Source organism: Cloacibacterium sp. (genome assembly GCF_047601505.1).
GTDB lineage: Bacteria > Bacteroidota > Bacteroidia > Flavobacteriales > Weeksellaceae > Cloacibacterium.
Map to the genome: position 1 here is coordinate 1,816,248 of NZ_JASGJD010000001.1, position 18,242 is coordinate 1,834,489.

The window sequence follows — 18,242 nt, forward strand, 5'->3', positions numbered from 1 at the left end:
TTTTTTTATGTGTTCGTTAGTAATTCAATCTTTCTAATCTAATTTTATTGAATTTTTCTTTTTCGTTGTATTCTCTTAAAAGGATGTATCCTTCTTTAGCAACGTAAGGGATAACAGTGAAATTGTCCTTCTCTGAGATTTGTACTTTTTCTTGATTAAACTGTCCGTTTATTAAAGTGTTAATAAAAAGATTCCAGTTTTTTTCTTTTGTTTTGTCATCTTTTTGTAAATCTCGATAAAAGAAAACTACATCTTTCCCGCTATTTAAATATTGAGAAAAAAGATAGTCTGCATTAATAGCCCATTTTGTTTTATCTTTTTTGAAAACTTTTGCTCCACTCAGTTTGAAATCTTTGTCGGTATAAGCATATACTAAATCGGTGGTTTTTGGAGCATTGTATTGTCCTTCTGGTTTAAATTTTTCCATTAAAATGCCTATGCTTCCGTCTTCTAAGAAATAAAAATCTCTAATATCTAGGTAATAGCCACTTTCTACATATCCGTTCTCATCAATTTCTGGGATGGCAGTTTTTAAATCAGAATAATTAAGCGTCTGGAAGTTGAAATCTAAGCTGTTTTTGTCTAAAATAAATCTCACAAAGCCAGTGTGTTTAAAATAATTAGAATAATTTTTAGAAACCATTACTATTTTATCATCAAAAGTTTTGTCATTATTTACAGTTTTGTAGTAAGAATATACAGAGGTCATTCTTTCCAAAGTTTCTTTAGAGAATCCTGTAATTGGTTTTTGAGAAACTACTTTGCCAGTTTTCATATCAATAATTTGCAAGAAAAAAGATTTGTCTCTTTTTACTTCTTTGGTAAGAATGGTGTAGATATATTTGTCGTCTTTTTCGAAAATCCTCATCGATTCAGAGTTCTTTTTGTCGCCTTCTGTATTGTATTTAAAAGTCCACAAAAGGTTTTTATTTTCGTCAAATCTTAACAGATTTTCGTTGTTGGTATAGCTTCCATAGTCGTTGTATTCAAAAACCAACAAGCCGCCTTCTTTTATTTCATACACTACAGAAACATAATTGTAACCTTTGAGTTTTTTTTCTGCTTTATCTTCTTTTTTAGAATCTCTTACATTCTTAGGCTCTGTTTCTTCGGTGAATTTTCCATCTTTATAATCGTAATAGATTTTGTTTTTGATAGAATTGTCGGAAAGGTTTATTTCTTTGGAACGAGGGTAGAAAAATTCTCTCCCTTTTACGGTATAATAATCTGGTGTAGGATACAAAACAAGCTTTTTTCTGAAATCAATATACCCAAAATAGTCTTGTGCCGTAGCATCTCCTTCAAATTCTTTGTTGGCGACAGGATTTAGGTTCTTGTCTAAAATTACATATTCAAATTTTTTGGTTTTGTCTCCAGATTTTCCATATCCGTACATTGCAACATAGCCATAGAGATTGCTATTGTCATCAAAAAGAGCATTAAATCCTAGGTAATCTCCTTTTGCTAGTGAATAAAGGTCTTGAGTTTGAGCAAAAATAAAAGCGCTGGAAAGCACTACTAAAAAAGATAAAATTTTTTTCATGGTTTTGATTAAAAGTATGTTCTCAAAGATATGAAGATTTAACGGTAAATTAAATAAAAACTACGGCTCTTTTTCTTTAATGAATGCTTTTTTACTAAATTTGAAATGCCAAGACATAAAAAAGAAGAAAAAATTAAAGATGGTGAGCTTTATTTCTTTGAAAATTAAATAGATATATAAATAATCAAATGCAAAAACATATCCTAAGAATCGCTTGTTCGGACGAGAAAGGTTTAATTTACAGAATTTCGAATGTGCTTTTTGAAAACAATTTTAATATTGATAGAAACGACGAATTTGTAGATTCTGAAAAGAATCTTTTCTTTATGAGAACCGAATTTTCTGGCGATTGTGATGTGCAAAATTTGAAGAATATATTGCAAGAAATTCTCCCCGAAGATGCTAAAATAAACCTTACGCAGAATAAGGTGAAAAACGTAGTGATTTTGGTAACCAAAGAACATCATTGTCTTTCGGATTTATTGATTAGGAATGAATTTAATGAGATGAATTTCAATGTTTTATCCGTAATTGGGAATTATGATATTTTAAAAGATTTAACAGGAAAATTCGATATTCCGTTTCATTATATACCTGCAGAAAATATTTCCAGAGAAGAACATCAACAAAAAATTGCAGAAATTCTAGAGCAATACGATTTTGATTATCTGGTTTTGGCTAAGTTTATGAGGATTCTTACACCAGAATTTGTAAAAAAGTTTAAACACAAAATCATCAATATTCATCACTCTTTTTTGCCTGCTTTTATTGGAGCAAATCCTTACAAACAAGCCCACGAAAGAGGCGTTAAAATGATTGGTGCTACTTCTCATTTCGTAACAGACGATTTGGATGACGGACCTATTATCTATCAAGATATTATCAAAGTAAATCATGCTCAAAATGCTAAAGATTTAGCCAAACTAGGCAAAGAAGTAGAGAAAAAAGTACTTGCCGAAGCTTTAAAATTGGTTTTCAACGACAAGGTTTTTATTGATGACAATAAGACGGTGATTTTTGAGTAAATATTTTATTGTAAATTAAAGATTTATAGAGGTAGAATTAACGATTTGAATATAATATTCAATTTAAAACGTTATCTTTGCAAACCTTCAAATTATTGGTTCAGAAAAACTTTGAACCTTGAACCTTAAACTTTGTACCTTATATATGAAATGTGGAATTGTAGGTTTACCAAACGTAGGTAAATCAACCTTATTTAACTGTCTAAGTAACGCCAAAGCGCAATCTGCCAACTATCCGTTTTGTACGATTGAGCCTAACTTGGGAACGGTTTCTGTTCCTGATAAAAGACTTTTTGAATTAGAAAAATTGGTAAATCCAGAACGTGTTTTGCCAGCTGTGGTAGAAATTGTTGACATTGCAGGTTTGGTAAAAGGAGCTTCTAAAGGAGAAGGTCTTGGGAACCAGTTTTTGGCAAATATTAGAGAATGTGAAGCGATAATTCATGTTTTAAGATGTTTTGATAATGGAAATATCGTTCACGTAGAAGGTTCTGTAGATCCTTTGAGAGATAAAGAAATTATTGATATTGAACTTCAATTAAAAGACCTTGAAACTCTTGGGAAAGCTGTTGATAAAGCTAAAAAATTCATTAAATCTGGTAAAAAAGAAGACATTCTAACTTATGAAACGCTTCAGAATTTGCAAAAATTTGTAGAAGATGGTAAAAATGTAAGAGAATTTCCAACAGACGATTTTACACAATCTATAATTGACGAAGTTCATTTGTTAACCAAAAAGCCAGTGCTTTACGTTTGTAACGTTGATGAAAATTCCATCAAAAACGGTAACGATTGGATTGCTAAAATTGAAGAAATGGCAAAAAATGAAAATGCTGAAGTGGTGGTTTTGGCAGCTCAAATTGAAGCTGATATTAATGAACTAGAAACTTTCGAAGAAAGAGAAATGTTTTTAGAAGAACTTGGTCTTGAAGAGCCTGGTGTAAACAGATTAATTAGAAAAGCTTATGATTTGTTGCATCTTCAAACCTATTTTACCGCTGGTGTAAAAGAAGTAAGAGCTTGGACAATAGGTAAAGGCTGGACGGCTCCTCAAGCTGCAGGAGTTATTCACACCGATTTTGAAAAAGGTTTTATTAGAGCTGAGGTAATTGGTTATGACGATTTTGTAAATTTCGGTTCTGAGGCCAAAGTAAAAGAAGCAGGTAAAATGAGAGTTGAAGGCAAAGAATACATCGTGAAAGATGGTGATATAATGCACTTTAGATTTAATGTGTAGAACATTAATTTTTAGATACAAAAAACGCTTCCAATTTCTGGAAGCGTTTTTGTTTTTGTTACTGTTGATTCAAAAGATTTTTTAAATCTTGTTTGGTTTTATTAATGTTGTCTGTAGTTGTTTTTTTAGCATCTTCTGCGGCCTTTTTTAGATTTTCATTGGTCTGCTTAATGCTTGTTTTGGTGTCTTCAATAGCAGTGTTTACTTTTGCTTTTTCTGTAGCCACTTTTGCATCTACTTTTTCAATAGTACTGCTTACTTTTTCTGAAGTTTCAGCAACGGTAGAACTTCCTAGGTTAGTAGCGGTTTCTTTAGTTTTTTCTAAAGTTTCTTTAGAAGAGGTAAGAATATTTTCATATTCAGTTTTTGCTTCACCACCATTAGTAACATAAGTATTTTTAGCAGTTTCGTATTTGGTTTGAGCTTCTTCTAATTGTTTTTTTGCAGCTTCAATTTTTACAGGGTCGTTAGACGCCAATGCTTCGGCGTAATTTTTTTGTGCGCTTGCAAGAGCAGAGGCAGCGTCTTCATAAGATTTTGTAAAATCTATTTTTGTGGTAGAAGTTTCGTTTTTGTTGCAACTTAGCGTAGTTGCTATTAAGCCAAATAAAGATAGGGCTAAGATAATTTTTTTCATCGGTTTTATTTATTGTTAACTATTTGTTGAGTGAGTTTTTCTAGAGCTGCATTTTCTTCTTTTTCAGACATTTGGTCGTTTAATCTTTGGATTTCAAGATTGTTAACTTGTTTTGCAAAGCCTAGATATTTTAAATATTTCTCCATGATAACTACTTTTCTTTCCGAAGTTTGGTTGGCAGCATTTGCGTTTTTAACAAAAGTATCCATGTTGTCACTACACAAAATGTATGCCTGAAAAGCGTTAGACGAAAAATAATCGCTAATTAATGCATTAGATTCTAGATTAGAATATAATTTTGGCAATTCTACAGGAGCATAAGTAATAATTTCGCTAATGTCTGTTCCTTTTTGAGCCGGAATAAGATACATACCTTTAGTTTTCATTTCGCTATTTTCTATAGCAAGATTGGTAGCGGTAAGGATTTTTACTAAATTTTTCTTCTGGTTTACTTCTCCTAAAACCGTATTTAAGCTTACTGCAATGAAAAAACCTATAAAAGTGGAAATTAATGAAATGAAAAATTCAAATGTTCTTTGGTTTTTACCTCTAAATTTATCAAATAAAGAAGAATTGATTAAAAATAAGGTGATAGCAATTAAAAAGAATGCTATTATGGAATATATCATCATAATGTAAAGTTTTCTGCAAAATTATGAATTTATAAAACCATCACAAATATTATAGACAAATGATTTGTTTTTATAGATAGATAATTTTTTTTGAATTTTTACTGTAACTAATTTTAAATTTCAAAAACTAATTGTGAAAACATAATTACAATGCAAAATCACGAAATAGATTACAAAATTCACGGAGAAGAGCTACAATGTGTAGAAATAGAATTAGACCCACAAGAAGCAGTAATCTCAGAACCTGGAAGTTTTATGATGATGACAGATGGTGTACAGATGCAAACTCTTTTTGGTGATGGTACAGAAACTGGCGGATTGATGGGGAAATTATTTTCCGCAGGGAAAAGATTATTAACTGGAGAAAATCTTTTTATGACGGTTTATACCAATGTTTCTAGTCAGAAAAGACAAATTACCTTTGCTGCGCCCTATTCGGGAAAAATTATTCCTTTGGATTTGTCAAAATTAGGAGGCAGAGTAATCTGCCAGAAAGATAGTTTTCTTTGTGCTGCAAAAGGAGTTTCTGTAGGAATTGAGTTTCAGAAAAAACTAGGAACCGGACTTTTCGGAGGTGAGGGTTTCATTATGCAAAAATTAGAAGGAGACGGAATGGCTTTTGTGCACAGTGGTGGTTATGTAGTGGAAAAAGAATTGCAACACGGCGAAATTTTAAAAATAGATACAGGTTGTATTGTTGCGTTTACCAACACGGTTTCTTATGATATTCAATTTGTTGGCGGAATTAAAAATACTATTTTCGGAGGCGAAGGATTGTTTTTTGCTCAATTGCAAGGTCCAGGGAAAGTTTGGGTTCAGACTCTTCCTATAAGCAGATTGGCGAGCAGAATTTTGCAATACGCAAGACCTGGCGGAAGAAAAGAAGAAGGCAGTTTGCTTGGCGGAATTGGAAATTTTTTAGACGGGGATGGATTTTAAGAAAGTCAATATTTAAAAATTGTAATTCAAAAGTATTATTTGAATGTTATAAAGCGGACGAAAGTCCGTTTTTTTTGTGGTATGTTTAGACTTGTGGTTCGAAATCTAAAAACTAAGTGCTGTTATTTCTCAAAACTTTTTTTATTTTTGTTAAAAACTGTTTGTGAGAAAAAACTATGAAGTAGCAATCATCGGAACTGGGCCTTCTGGTGCATTTGCGGCGTACAATCTAGCTCAAAAAGGAATTCCTACTGTAATTATCGATAAAGAAACATTGCCAAGGTATAAAATCTGTGGTGGTGGTTTGGTGTACAGAGGAAGAAAAATGCTCGATTTTGATATTGATGAAATTTTAGAAGGAGAATTCAGTCAAGTTGATATTTTTGTAAAAGACAAAGACGTACATTTTACACCATCAAGAGATTTTCCTGTGATTAGCATGGTAATGCGAGATACTTTTGATGAGCTTTTGGTGAAGAAAGCTCAAGAGTTAGGCGCAGAACTTTTACAGAATTCCGAAGTGAAATCTATAGAAAATGGTGTTCTGAAATTTGTAAATTCTGAAGACGAAATAGAAGCTAAAATTATTGTAATTGCTGATGGAGCTTTAAGTCCGGTTTCTAAATTAGCGGGTTTTGAAGATGATAGATTGCTTATTCCTGCAATAGAATACGAAATAGAAGTTCCCGAAGAAGATTTCAAAAGATTGTCAAAATCTGTTCGTTTTGATATTGATGCAGCACCTTTTGGCTATGGATGGTGTTTTCCAAAAAATAATCATCTTTCGGTAGGAGTTGGTGTTTTGAAAACCAAAGCAAAGGTTAAACTAAAAGATTATTGTGCAAGTTACATGAAAGATTTAGGAATAAATACAATAATTTCTGAAACTTCACATGGTTTTGTAATTCCGATAACGCCAAGAAATGAGCTGGTAAAAGGAAATTGTTTTGTGATAGGAGATGCAGCTGGTTTTGCAGACCCAATTGTTGCAGAAGGAATTTCTAATGCATTATTAAGTGGTAAAATAATTGCTGAAGCTATTTCTGATGGAAATTTAGAGGTAGAAAAAACCAAAGAAAAGTATATAGAAAAAGTAAACGAAAAACTAATTCCTGAGCTTAAAATAGGAATTAAATTGGCTAAGTTTTTCTACGAAAATACAACCATTAGAAATCTTTTTGTGAAAAAATTTGGTGCTTTAGCAGCCGAAAGATTAACAGATGTTTTCTTGGGAAAATCTACATACCCTTCAGATTACAAGAAAAAACTTCAAGAAAAACTAAAAATATCATTGTCTTGGATGTAATTCCTTATTATTTTTCCACAAAATTTTTTATATAAGTTTTGTTTCGTTAAATTTGTGAGTTATTGGTTTTTTAATCATTTAAGCCCAAAAGAAGGAATATGAGTGAGAATCTACAGGTAAACTACTCCGAAGATAATATACGTACGCTAGATTGGCAAGAGCACATTAGGCTTCGTCCTGGTATGTACATTGGTAAATTAGGCGACGGCTCTTCGGCAGACGACGGTATTTATATTTTATTAAAAGAAATCATCGATAACTCTATTGATGAATTTCGTATGAAATCTGGTAAAAGAATCGAAATAAAAGTAGATGAAGGCAAAGTTACCATTCGAGATTTCGGACGAGGAATTCCGTTAGGGAAAGTGGTAGATGCAGTTTCTAAAATGAATACTGGTGGTAAATATGATTCTAAAGCCTTCAAAAAATCTGTAGGTCTTAACGGAGTTGGTACCAAAGCAGTAAATGCGCTTTCAGATTATTTTAAGGTTCGTTCTTTCCGAGATGGAAAAATGAAAGCTGCAGAATTTTCTAAAGGTGTTATCCAAGAAAATCATACAGACGTTGACAGTTCAGACAGAAACGGAACGGAGATTTCTTTCGTGCCAGACCAAAGTATATTTTTGAATTTTAAATTCAGAAAAGAGTATATCGAGCGTATGCTTAGAAATTATACTTACCTTAATCCGGGTTTGAAAATTATCTTTAACGGAGAAACTTTTATTTCCGAAAACGGCTTAAAAGATTTATTGAATGAAGAGCTAGAAGGCGAAATTTTGTATCCTATTGTTCACATCAAAGAAGAGGACATAGAAGTTGCCATTACACATTCGGATAAATCTCAAACCGAAACGTATTTTTCTTTCGTTAACGGACAAAATACTACACAAGGTGGTACTCACCTCAATGCTTTTAGAGAAGCATACGTAAAAACGATTAGAGAATTTTTTAATAAAAATTTTGAAGCGGCAGATGTTAGAAAATCTATTATTGCTGCGGTTTCCATCAATGTAGAAGAACCTGTTTTTGAGTCTCAAACCAAAACAAAATTGGGTTCTAATGATATTGGCCCAAATGGTCCTACGGTAAGGACGTTTATTATTGACTTTTTAAAGAAAAAATTAGACGATTTCTTACACAAAAATCCAGAAGTTGCAGAAGCTATTCAAAGAAAAATTATCATTTCTGAAAGAGAAAGAAAAGAACTTTCGGGCATACAGAAATTAGCGAGAGAAAGAGCGAAAAAAGTTTCTCTTCACAATAAAAAATTAAGAGATTGCAGACAGCATTATAACGACCAAAAAGCGGTAAGAAAAGCTGAAACTCAGATTTTTATCACCGAAGGAGATTCTGCTTCTGGTTCTATTACCAAATCTAGAGATGTAGAAACGCAAGCTGTGTTTTCATTGAGAGGTAAACCGCTTAATTGCTATGGTCTTACCAAAAGAGTAGTTTATGAAAACGAAGAATTTAACTTTCTTCAAGCGGCTCTTAATATTGAAGATTCTATGGAAGATTTGCGTTATAACCAAGTAATTATTGCAACTGATGCCGATGTGGATGGAATGCACATCAGACTTTTGATGATTACTTTTTTCTTGCAATTTTTCCCAGATTTAATTAAAAACGGACACCTTTATATTTTGCAAACGCCTCTTTTCAGAGTGAGAAACAAAAAAGAAACTCGATACTGTTATAGCGATGCAGAAAGACTTAAAGCATTGGATGAATTGGGCAAAAATCCAGAAATTACAAGGTTTAAAGGTTTGGGAGAAATTTCTCCTGATGAATTTAAACATTTTATTGGAAAAGATATTAGATTAGAACCTGTTGTGCTAGGAAAAGACCAAACGATTGAGAATTTGCTAGAATTTTATATGGGTAAAAATACACCAGACAGACAAATGTTTATTCTAGAAAATCTAGTAGTAGAAGAAGCTAATTTTGATAAAAAAGAAGATATTCTGTAGATTAAAATTTTATTATGAGACTTAGTAACCGAAACAAAGCGCCTTTTTATAATTTTGTGTTGACACTCCTTAATGTAATTTTTATATTGGGAGTTTTCGCATATATTTTAGAAAAAACAAGGTTGGCAATGTTTGGTAATGAAGAACTTCTTTTCATTGTTATTCCAATTCTTTTGTTGTTTCTTTTTTTTATCAGAGGCAGACAAATTTTTGAATATGATAGTGATGGAGAAGCTGTAAATTTTAAGAATAGACATATTCTTCCTTTTATTGGAAAAGAAGCTAGAGATGAGTTTCCAAAATATAAAATTATTTCTTTTGAAATTGTAAATGCTTTAATTTTTAGAAAATTATATGTGAAAATTAAAAGTAAAAAAGATCATTCAGCAATTATTTTGAAGTACGATATTTCGTATCTCTCGGGCAGAGAAATAAAAGATTTGAAGATGTCTCTCAAAAAAATAGTGAAAGCAAATATAGAAGCAAAAATAGAAGGTAAAACGCAAGAACAATAATGGAAGAAAACGGACACAGAGAAGAATCATTAAAAAAAGTTTCAGGTTTATACAAAGACTGGTTTTTAGATTATGCTTCGTATGTAATTTTAGACAGAGCTATTCCGTCAATTTTCGATGGTTTTAAACCTGTGCAACGTAGAATTATGCATTCTATGCGAGAATTGGAAGATGGTAGATACAACAAAGTTGCCAATATTGTTGGGAATACCATGAAATATCACCCTCATGGTGACGCTTCTATTACCGATGCAATGGTGCAAATTGGTCAAAAAGAACTTTTGATAGATACCCAAGGAAACTGGGGAAATATCTATACAGGAGATTCTGCCGCTGCTGCCCGTTATATTGAAGCCAGACTTACTCCTTTTGCGCTAGAAGTGGTTTTCAACCCAAAAACTACAGATTGGGCTAAATCTTATGATGGAAGAAATAACGAACCGATAGACCTTCCCGTTAAATTTCCATTGCTTTTGGCTCAAGGTGTTGAAGGGATTGGAGTTGGACTTTCTACCAAAATTCTTCCACATAATTTTAATGAATTAATAGACGCTTCTATTAAATATCTTAAAGGCAAACCTTTTGAAATTTATCCAGATTTTCAAACTGCCGGAATGTTAGATATTACCAATTATAACGATGGTCATCGTGGTGGTAAAGTACGTGCCAGAGCCAGAATTATTCAAAAAGATAAACACACGCTTTGCATTAACGAACTTCCTTTTTCTAAAAATACAGGCGAATTGATAGACAGCATCATCAAAGCCAACGAAAAAGGGAAAATTAAAATTAAAAAAATTGAAGACAATACATCAGACAAAGTAGAAATTAATATTCTATTAAATAATGATGTTTCTCCAGATAAAACCATAGATGCGCTGTATGCTTTTACAGACTGCGAAGTTTCTATTTCTCCCAATGCCTGCGTAATTGTTGGAGATAAACCAGAGTTTCTTAATGTGTCTGAAATTTTGAGAAGAAATACAGACCATACGGTTTCTCTACTAAAAAAAGAGTTGGAAATAGAACTCAACGAATTAGAAGAAAAATGGCATTTTGCTTCCTTAGAAAGAATTTTTATTGAAAACGAAATCTACCAAGAAATTAAAGGTAAAAACTCTAAAGAAGAAGTTTACGCTTCGATAGACAAAGCGCTGAAACCTTTTACCAAAAACTTAATGAGAGAAGTTACGGTAGAAGATATTATTCGTCTTACAGAGCTTCCTTTCATGAGAATTTCTCGATACGATAGAGATAAAGCCGAAGAAAATATCTTGTCTCTAGAAGGTAAAATGGAGCAAGTGAAGCATCATTTGGCAAACTTAGTTGCTTATGCTATTGATTATTTTATCAATATTCAGAAAAAATTCGGAAAAGACAAAGAACGTAAAACCGAACTTAGAATTTTCGATACCATAGATGCTACAAAAGTGGTTCTAGCCAACGAAAAATTCTACATCAACAGAGCCGAAGGTTTCATAGGAACTTCCCTCAAAAAAGACGAATATGTTTTTGATTGTTCGGATATTGATGACATTATTACCTTTAGAAAAGATGGTACAATGACGGTAACCAAAGTAGAATCTAAAACTTTTGTGGGGAAAGATATTCTACACGTTGGCATTTGGAAGAAAAACGACAAACGTACCGTTTACAACTTAATTTATAGAGAAGGAAAAGACGGGCCGTATTACATGAAACGTTTCTCGGTAACTGGTGTCATCAGAAACAACGAATATAAATTAGCTTCAGATAAAAAAGGTTCAGAAGTGTTATATTTCTCAGCAAATCCTAATGGCGAAGCAGAAACGGTAACTGTTTTATTGAAACCGAATTCTAGAGTTAGAAAAACAAAAATAGATATAGATTTCTCTGAATTGGCGATAAAAGGACGAGATTCCAGAGGGAATTTAGTAACCAAATATGCCGTGAAAAAGGTAGATATGAAAGAAGAAGGCGTTTCTACTTTGGCACCAAGAAAAATTTGGTTTGATGAAGCGGTTCGTCGTCTCAATGCAGACGGAAGAGGTACTTTGCTCGGTAGCTTCAAAGGAGATGATAAGATTCTTACCATCAATCAAAACGGTGAAGCCAAATTGGTTTCTTTTGACCTGAGCAACAGATTTGATGATGAGTATTTAATTCTTGAAAAATGGAATCCAGAACAAGCGGTTTCTTGTATCTATTTTGATGGAGAAAAAGGCATTTATTTCATCAAACGTTTCTTGCTAGAAAATAATGTGAACGTTCAGACTTTTATGCCAAGCGAACATTCGAAATCTTTTATAGAATTTGTAGGAACTGCTGACAATTGTACAGCCGAAATTGTTTTTGCAAAAGATAAATCGGGCAAAGAAAAGGAAAATGAAATCATTAATATTGATGAATTTATTACCATTAAAGGTATCAAAGCGATGGGAAATCAGTTTGCTAAAGACAAAGTGAAAACCATTAATATTACCATTCCAGAGCCAGTAGAAGAGATTGAAGAAGAGCCAGAAATAGAAGAAATGGAATCAGACGGAGAAATTCCTGAAGAAGGAAAGATTGAAGATTTATTTTCGAGTGAAGAATAAAATGATTTACAATTTACGATTTTGGATTTACGAATTTATGCTTTATAGACAAAGAATTAAAATTTTTGCTTCAAACATCTAACATCTAACATCTAACATCCAACAAATAAAATATGCATCCAGTTTTAATAGCAGTTATAGCCATTACCGTAATCATTAGTTTAGCAGGTTTTCAAAACGCTGAAGTTTTTGAAAAATATAAATTTAATGTAAGCGCCATCAAATACAAAAAAGAATACATTAGACTGCTTTCTGCAGGTTTTTTACACGCAGATTGGGGACATTTATTTTTCAATATGTTTACATTGTATTTCTTTGGACCAATTGTTTTAGAAGCTTTTGATATAATAGGTTTTATTTTAATTTATCTAGGTTCTATCATACTGGGTAATTTATTTTCATTATATCTTTATCAAAAGCAAGGTTGGTATTCTGCTATTGGAGCAAGTGGTGGTGTTTCAGGGATTTTATTTGCTGCAATAGCTGTTTATCCAATGATTGGAATAGGAATTTTATTTATTCCAATACCTATTAAAGGTTATGTTTTTGGTTTATTGTATTTTTCTTACTCTGTTTATATGATGCTTAATCCTAAACCTCATGATAATATTGGTCACGCTGCGCATTTGGGTGGTGCAGCTTTTGGTTTGGTTTATGCGGTTGTAGTAGAGCCAGAAGTTGCTTTTAGCAATATTTATTTTTTAGGAGTAATGTCTTTGCCTTTGTTGTATATGGCATATCAGGTTTTTGTGAAGAAGAGAATTGGATAGACTTAGCCAAATAAATAGTTAACAATAATAAAAATATCCTGTAAAAACTATTGCAGGATATTTTTTTACTCTTCCTAATATGTTTTTAACTCCTCTGGATATATTTTTTACTTATCTCGGCCTTCAAATTACTATTCTGGATAGGTTAAGAAATACGCTGGATAGGTCTCGAAGTATTTCGTTGGGGTTCTATAACCTATAATTTGAGGTTCAGAACCCCAAAATTAGAGTCTAAAACCCTAAATTATGAGTTAAGGAACGTATATTTTTGGTTAAAGAACCTCACGAGATGAGTAAAAGACCTCAAAAGATGAGTTCAGAACCATATAATATGATTTCAAGACCAGAACGGTGGGGTTTAAGGCGTATATTTTACGGTTTTTCGTCCGTTAGTTCAAATCCCCAATCTTTGCCTTTTAGCGTAGAAGGAATCCCTCTGGTCATCCAAACTGGTGCTTTGGCATCTTTTAAATAATAATCAAAAAACTGTTGTTCACGAATTTGAATATCTTTTTTGTTTTGTCTTTTGGTCAGGTTATGGTCATCGTTATTGTAATTTAATAACCAAACTTTTTTGTCTAATCTGCGCAGTGCGGTAAACATTTCTATCCCTTGATACCACGGCACAGCACCATCTTTGTCGTTACTCATAATTACCACTGGCGTAGTTACTTTATCCAAATGGAAAAGTGGAGAATTTTCTAAATACAATTCCGGAGCTTCCCAAAGTGTTTTCCCAATTCTGCTCTGACTTTTCTCGTACTGAAACTGACGATTCATACCTGTTGACCAACGGATTCCGCCATACGCTGAAGTCATATTTACCACAGGAGCGCCTGCCCAAGCTGCAGCATACATGTTGTTTTGAGTGATGAGGTAAGAAACTTGGTAACCACCCCAACTTTGCCCTTGTATTCCTATTTTATCTCCGTTTACCCAAGAATTTTTCTTTAAAGATTCAACTCCAGAATTAATGAATTCTACAGCAGATTTGCCAGGATGTCCGTCTTCATAAGAAATATCTGGTGTGAAAACCAAATAACCATTGCTTACAAAAAACGGAATGTTTAACCTTGATGGAGTAGGTGATGGCGCAATGTATCGGTTTAATCCGTCTGAAAGTTTTTCGTAGAAATATACAATCATTGGATATTTTTTATTGGGGTCAAAATCTTCTGGTTTGTACAAAATTCCTTTAGATTGATAACCTTTTGGCGTTGTCCAAGAGATAAGTTCTGTAGTTCCCCAGTTGTATTGGTTTTGTTGAGCGTTGATGTTAGAAATTTTATTTTCAGTTTTGAAATTGTCTGAAACATAAACATTTGGTGCTTCCTGATAGGTTTCTTTGGTATAAGAATACACTTCTGCATTTTTGGCTTTCACTAAGTTTCTATAGCCGTAGAAATCGCCCAATTGCAATTGTTCAGGATTTTTGGCAGTAGCAATCTTTGTCTTGAAAATTCCAGATTGTTTATTGTCTTCATTAAAAGCAAAAAGATACATTTCTGCATTTCTATTGAAACTTCTAATGTCTTTATCGAGTTGATACGTGTCAAACGAAATCTTATTTTTCCTTCCGAAACCATTGGTAATGTTTTTCGGAGCAGTTTTTCCATCTAAATAGAATTCCCAAAAGTCGTATCTGTCTTTAATAATTACCGAAAAATCTTTGTCTGTAAATCCTTCCAAGCCATAAGAATTTGGATAATCTGGCATATCAAATTCTTCGTCTGTGAATTTTACTGCTAAACCTTTATTAAGTTGAGTGGTAGATTTTTTATCAACATTGTAAGCGTACCAATTGCCATCTTCTCTGTTAAAATAAACCATAAATTTCCCCAATGGCGAAGGGTAAATTCTTCCGTTCAGGTTTTTTAGAAATTCTGTAGCTTCTCCCGTTAAATTATTTACGATATAATAGTTTTTCTTTTCAGCACCTGTCCATTGTGATTCTGCTCTGGAAGCATTGTTCGAAATTCCTAAAGAAAAGAGTTCATTTCCTTCATTAATTATGGCAATAGAATCCATTTCTGGGCGAGAAAGAGCGGTAAATGTTTCTGGTTTTTCTGTTTGAAGAACGGCATCGTAAGATTTTTTCAAATCTTTATTCAGATTTTTAAGCTGAATGGTTTTTAGATAATCATCTTTGTAGCTCCAAACATCTAAAATAGCGTGGTCGTTTGCAATAAGAGCGGTGTCTTTTGCGATTGGTTTTGGCGTAACACCGAAATAAAGTTGCTTTCCGTTTTTGCTGAAATTAGGTGCTTGATTTTCAGAAATCACCCAATCTTTCGGCATTTTGGGCGATTTTTGATTGAGAACGGCTTTCTTATTTTTAGAAAAATAGTATAAATTATAATCTTTTACCAAATCGTTTTCGGCAGAAGTAGTACCAGTTAACGCAAATTGAGTGGCAGATTTATCAAACGTTAATTGAGCAAAATCTCCTTCTTCTTCCAATAATTTATTGACAGCAAAATTTTCTAAATTCACCAAATTAACACTTTGAAGTGCATATTTTTTTGGTTTAGATTTATCTTTTGGTTTGTCTTTTTCCTTGTCTTTTGGGTCTTTCTTTTCTTCTGGTTTTTGAGTTACAAAAGCCAATTGTTTACCGTTTTCGCTGAATTGATATTTTACTACATTTTGGAAACTTTGTTTCTGTCCGGTTGTTAAATTTATCACTACCAATTCAGATGGTTTTGCATTTTTGTCGTCATCATCTTTTGCATCATCTTTGTCATCATCTTTTGGAGAATCTGTAGATTTTTCTTTAAGATTTTCTAAGAGATATGCCACGAAAGAACCTCCTTTAAAAGGTGCTTTGTACGATTTTATATTGGCAATTTTTTCTATTTTGTTGTTCGAAAGATTTACCAAATAGAGAGAATCTTTAGCGAGTTTATCTTTTTTAAGTTTTTTATCTTTTACCGCTTTTATGTCTTTGTAGAAAGGTTTTACCGTAAAAATTGCAAATTTAGAATCGCTGGTTAAGAACAATTTGCTAGCTCTAGGAAATTTTTGTTGAGTTTTATTAATGGTAGAATATAAATAGAGATTTCCGTCTCCTTCTTGCGCATCTACATAATAACCAAGCCATTTTCCGTCATTAGAAATTAATCTGCTTCCTACAGATTCCCAAGCATCATAAACGCTGTGGTCTAAAGATTTTTTTTGAGCAGAAAAAAAATTAATAATGAGTAAAAAGGTACATAAAATAAGGGGTTTAAACTTCAGCATAATACTATTTTTGAAAGATTATGCTATAAAAATAGGGAAAACTTATCTAAAATGATTAAAAAATTAATTATTTCTTCGCGAAAACAAATCTGTCGTTTCCAGATAAATCTTTTATCAAACGAGATTCTGAATAATTACTGAAAAGTTCTAGCGTTTCTTTTCCTAATTTTTGATTGATTTCTAAGAAAATCATTCCGTTTTCTTTTAAATATTTTTCTCCGTCTTTTGCAATTTTTTTATAGAAAATAAGTGCGTCAGAAGTAGGAGAGAAAAGAGCGATATTCGGTTCAAAACCTTTTACAGAATCTTCAATTTCTATGTTTTCTTCAATACCAATGTAAGGCGGATTAGAAATGATGATGTCGTAATTTTCTTCTAATTTTGTATTAAGATAATCTTGTTGAATAAATTGAATATTTGCTTGATGAAATTCTGCATTTTTTTTGGCAATTCCCAAAGCTTTTTCAGAAATATCAATTGCTGAAATTTCCGCATTTGGAAAAAATCTCTTCAAAGTAATTGGGATAATTCCCGAGCCAGTTCCAACATCAAGAATTTTAAAATCTGGAATCTCGAATCTGGAATCTGGAATCTTATTAATTGCCAATTCTACCAATTCTTCGGTTTCTGGTCTTGGAATTAAGACATTTTCATCTACAAAAAACTTTTTCCCGTAGAATTCTGTATGTCCTAAAATTTGTTGGTAAGGTTTGCCCGTTTTTAGTTCTTCGATAATTTCGTTCAATTCTTTTTCGTCACTTATCAATAGCTCTTGGCTGGCAAATCTGCGTTGCTGAAAATTATCAAAACCAGTTTTTTCATACAAGAAAATAGAGTAGAGTTGGGCGCTTTCAGCATCATTGTAAATTCCCGAAAGTTCTTTTTTGAAATGTCTTTTAAATTCTAAAATCGTCATTTAATAAATTGAAAATTGTTTAAAATTACCTTACAAAAACCAATTTGTTTTCGGTAGATTTTTCTTCGTTTATTAAGTATCCTTCCAGATTGAAAGCTTTTACATCATTTAATGTTTTGGCTTGAGTTTCGGCGCAAAATCTTGCAACCAAACCTCTTGCGTGTTTGGTGTAAACAACAATGGTTTTTAGCTTTCCATCGGGCTGCATTTGGTAAAAATCAAAATCGATGATAGGATTGTTGAGTTTTTTTCGATTAATTACTTTTCCGTATTCGTTGCTGGCAAGATTAAGGATAATCTCATTTTTTTTCAATTCAGAGTTGAGTTGTTCTGTTACTTTGTCTTTCCAAAATTCGTAAAGATTTTTATAATTTTCAAATTCAAAATTTCTTCCCATTTCCAAGCGATAGAGCATTACTTTATCAGACGGTTTCAATAGACCATACAAGCCAGAAAGTATTCTGTGATTTTTTTGTAGATAATCTATTGCATTTTTATCAAGCGTTTTGGCATCAATTCCACGGTAAACTTCTCCTGTAAACGCAAAAAGTGCTGGACAAGATTCTTTGGCAGTTGGTTTAGGTTTCCACGCTTGGTTTCTTTGCCAGTTTTCGTCTGCCAATTTTGCAGAGATTTCCATGAGTTCTGATAAATATTTTGGAGATTTTTCTTTGAGGTAAGATTGTATAAAAGTTGCTTCTTGTATGAATTTTGGAGTGGTAGATTTCAATAATTCTGTAGAATTTTCTACATTCATCAATTTAGCAGGCGAAGTAATGATTTTCATGAAAATTTTAAATTATAAATTATAAATTTTAGATTTTGAAAGTTCAAAAATAAGACAAATTTTGATTTTTGTCGACTATTTCTATGATAGACGGAACTTGCGCCCCGAGTTGAGTGGAACTCTTTTTGCGAAATGTAATGGAGCAAAAA

General features: G+C 32.4%; 14 protein-coding genes. 8 read left to right on the forward strand and 6 right to left on the reverse strand.

All coding sequences use genetic code 11. The features are described from left to right. Nucleotides 1-16: 16 nt before the first annotated feature. Complete coding sequence (locus tag QM746_RS08470; protein WP_414983816.1) at nt 17-1,543, reverse strand: hypothetical protein; 1,527 nt, start codon at nt 1,541-1,543, stop codon at nt 17-19. 188 nt (nt 1,544-1,731) lie between these two features. On the opposite strand from QM746_RS08470, the gene purU reads away from it, so the two are divergent. Beyond that, on the forward strand, nt 1,732-2,568 hold the full coding sequence (purU, locus tag QM746_RS08475; protein ID WP_414983817.1) for a formyltetrahydrofolate deformylase: 837 nt from the start codon (nt 1,732-1,734) through the stop codon (nt 2,566-2,568). Between the two features lie 145 nt (nt 2,569-2,713). Beyond that, a complete protein-coding gene (gene ychF, locus QM746_RS08480; protein ID WP_414985138.1) occupies nt 2,714-3,805 on the forward strand; it encodes a redox-regulated ATPase YchF in 1,092 nt (363 codons plus the stop codon). A gap of 58 nt (nt 3,806-3,863) precedes the next feature. On the opposite strand, the gene QM746_RS08485 is transcribed toward ychF, so the two are convergent. Together QM746_RS08485 and QM746_RS08490 are read right to left on the reverse strand one after the other, a co-directional pair. After that, a complete protein-coding gene (locus QM746_RS08485) occupies nt 3,864-4,442 on the reverse strand; it encodes a hypothetical protein (protein WP_414983818.1) in 579 nt (192 codons plus the stop codon). 5 nt (nt 4,443-4,447) lie between these two features. Then, entirely contained in the window at nt 4,448-5,074 is a 627-nt protein-coding gene (locus QM746_RS08490) for a hypothetical protein (protein ID WP_414983819.1), read from the reverse strand. A gap of 150 nt (nt 5,075-5,224) precedes the next feature. Between QM746_RS08490 and QM746_RS08495 the strand changes: the two genes are divergently transcribed. From QM746_RS08495 to QM746_RS08520, 6 genes are all read left to right on the forward strand, one after another. Beyond that, nucleotides 5,225-6,013 carry a TIGR00266 family protein gene (locus tag QM746_RS08495; RefSeq protein WP_414983820.1) on the forward strand — a complete coding sequence of 263 codons (789 nt, stop codon included), beginning with the start codon at nt 5,225-5,227 and terminating at the stop codon, nt 6,011-6,013. A gap of 163 nt (nt 6,014-6,176) precedes the next feature. Further along, nucleotides 6,177-7,319: a geranylgeranyl reductase family protein gene (locus QM746_RS08500; protein ID WP_414983821.1), complete on the forward strand. Its 1,143-nt coding sequence runs from the start codon at nt 6,177-6,179 to the stop codon at nt 7,317-7,319. A 98-nt stretch (nt 7,320-7,417) separates the two neighbouring features. Then, the gene (locus QM746_RS08505; protein WP_414983822.1) at nt 7,418-9,289 is read left to right on the forward strand and encodes a DNA topoisomerase IV subunit B; all 1,872 of its coding nucleotides are present in this window, start codon (nt 7,418-7,420) and stop codon (nt 9,287-9,289) included. 14 nt (nt 9,290-9,303) lie between these two features. Continuing rightward, nucleotides 9,304-9,804 carry a hypothetical protein gene (locus QM746_RS08510; RefSeq protein ID WP_414983823.1) on the forward strand — a complete coding sequence of 167 codons (501 nt, stop codon included), beginning with the start codon at nt 9,304-9,306 and terminating at the stop codon, nt 9,802-9,804. Continuing rightward, nucleotides 9,804-12,380, forward strand: a complete 2,577-nt coding sequence (locus tag QM746_RS08515) for a DNA gyrase/topoisomerase IV subunit A (RefSeq protein WP_414983824.1) — start codon at nt 9,804-9,806, stop codon at nt 12,378-12,380. The genes QM746_RS08510 and QM746_RS08515 overlap by 1 nt, the downstream gene beginning before the upstream one ends. A 113-nt stretch (nt 12,381-12,493) precedes the next feature. Next, a complete protein-coding gene (locus tag QM746_RS08520) occupies nt 12,494-13,150 on the forward strand; it encodes a rhomboid family intramembrane serine protease (protein WP_414983825.1) in 657 nt (218 codons plus the stop codon). A 372-nt stretch (nt 13,151-13,522) separates the two neighbouring features. On the opposite strand, the gene QM746_RS08525 is transcribed toward QM746_RS08520, so the two are convergent. The 3 genes from QM746_RS08525 to yaaA form a co-directional block, all read right to left on the reverse strand. Next, nucleotides 13,523-16,390, reverse strand: a complete 2,868-nt coding sequence (locus QM746_RS08525; protein WP_414983826.1) for an alpha/beta hydrolase family protein — start codon at nt 16,388-16,390, stop codon at nt 13,523-13,525. Nucleotides 16,391-16,457: 67 nt separating this feature from the next. Continuing rightward, on the reverse strand, nt 16,458-17,306 hold the full coding sequence (prmC, locus tag QM746_RS08530; protein ID WP_414983827.1) for a peptide chain release factor N(5)-glutamine methyltransferase: 849 nt from the start codon (nt 17,304-17,306) through the stop codon (nt 16,458-16,460). Between the two features lie 25 nt (nt 17,307-17,331). Beyond that, nucleotides 17,332-18,093 carry a peroxide stress protein YaaA gene (gene yaaA / locus QM746_RS08535; RefSeq protein WP_414983828.1) on the reverse strand — a complete coding sequence of 254 codons (762 nt, stop codon included), beginning with the start codon at nt 18,091-18,093 and terminating at the stop codon, nt 17,332-17,334. Nucleotides 18,094-18,242: the final 149 nt, after the last annotated feature.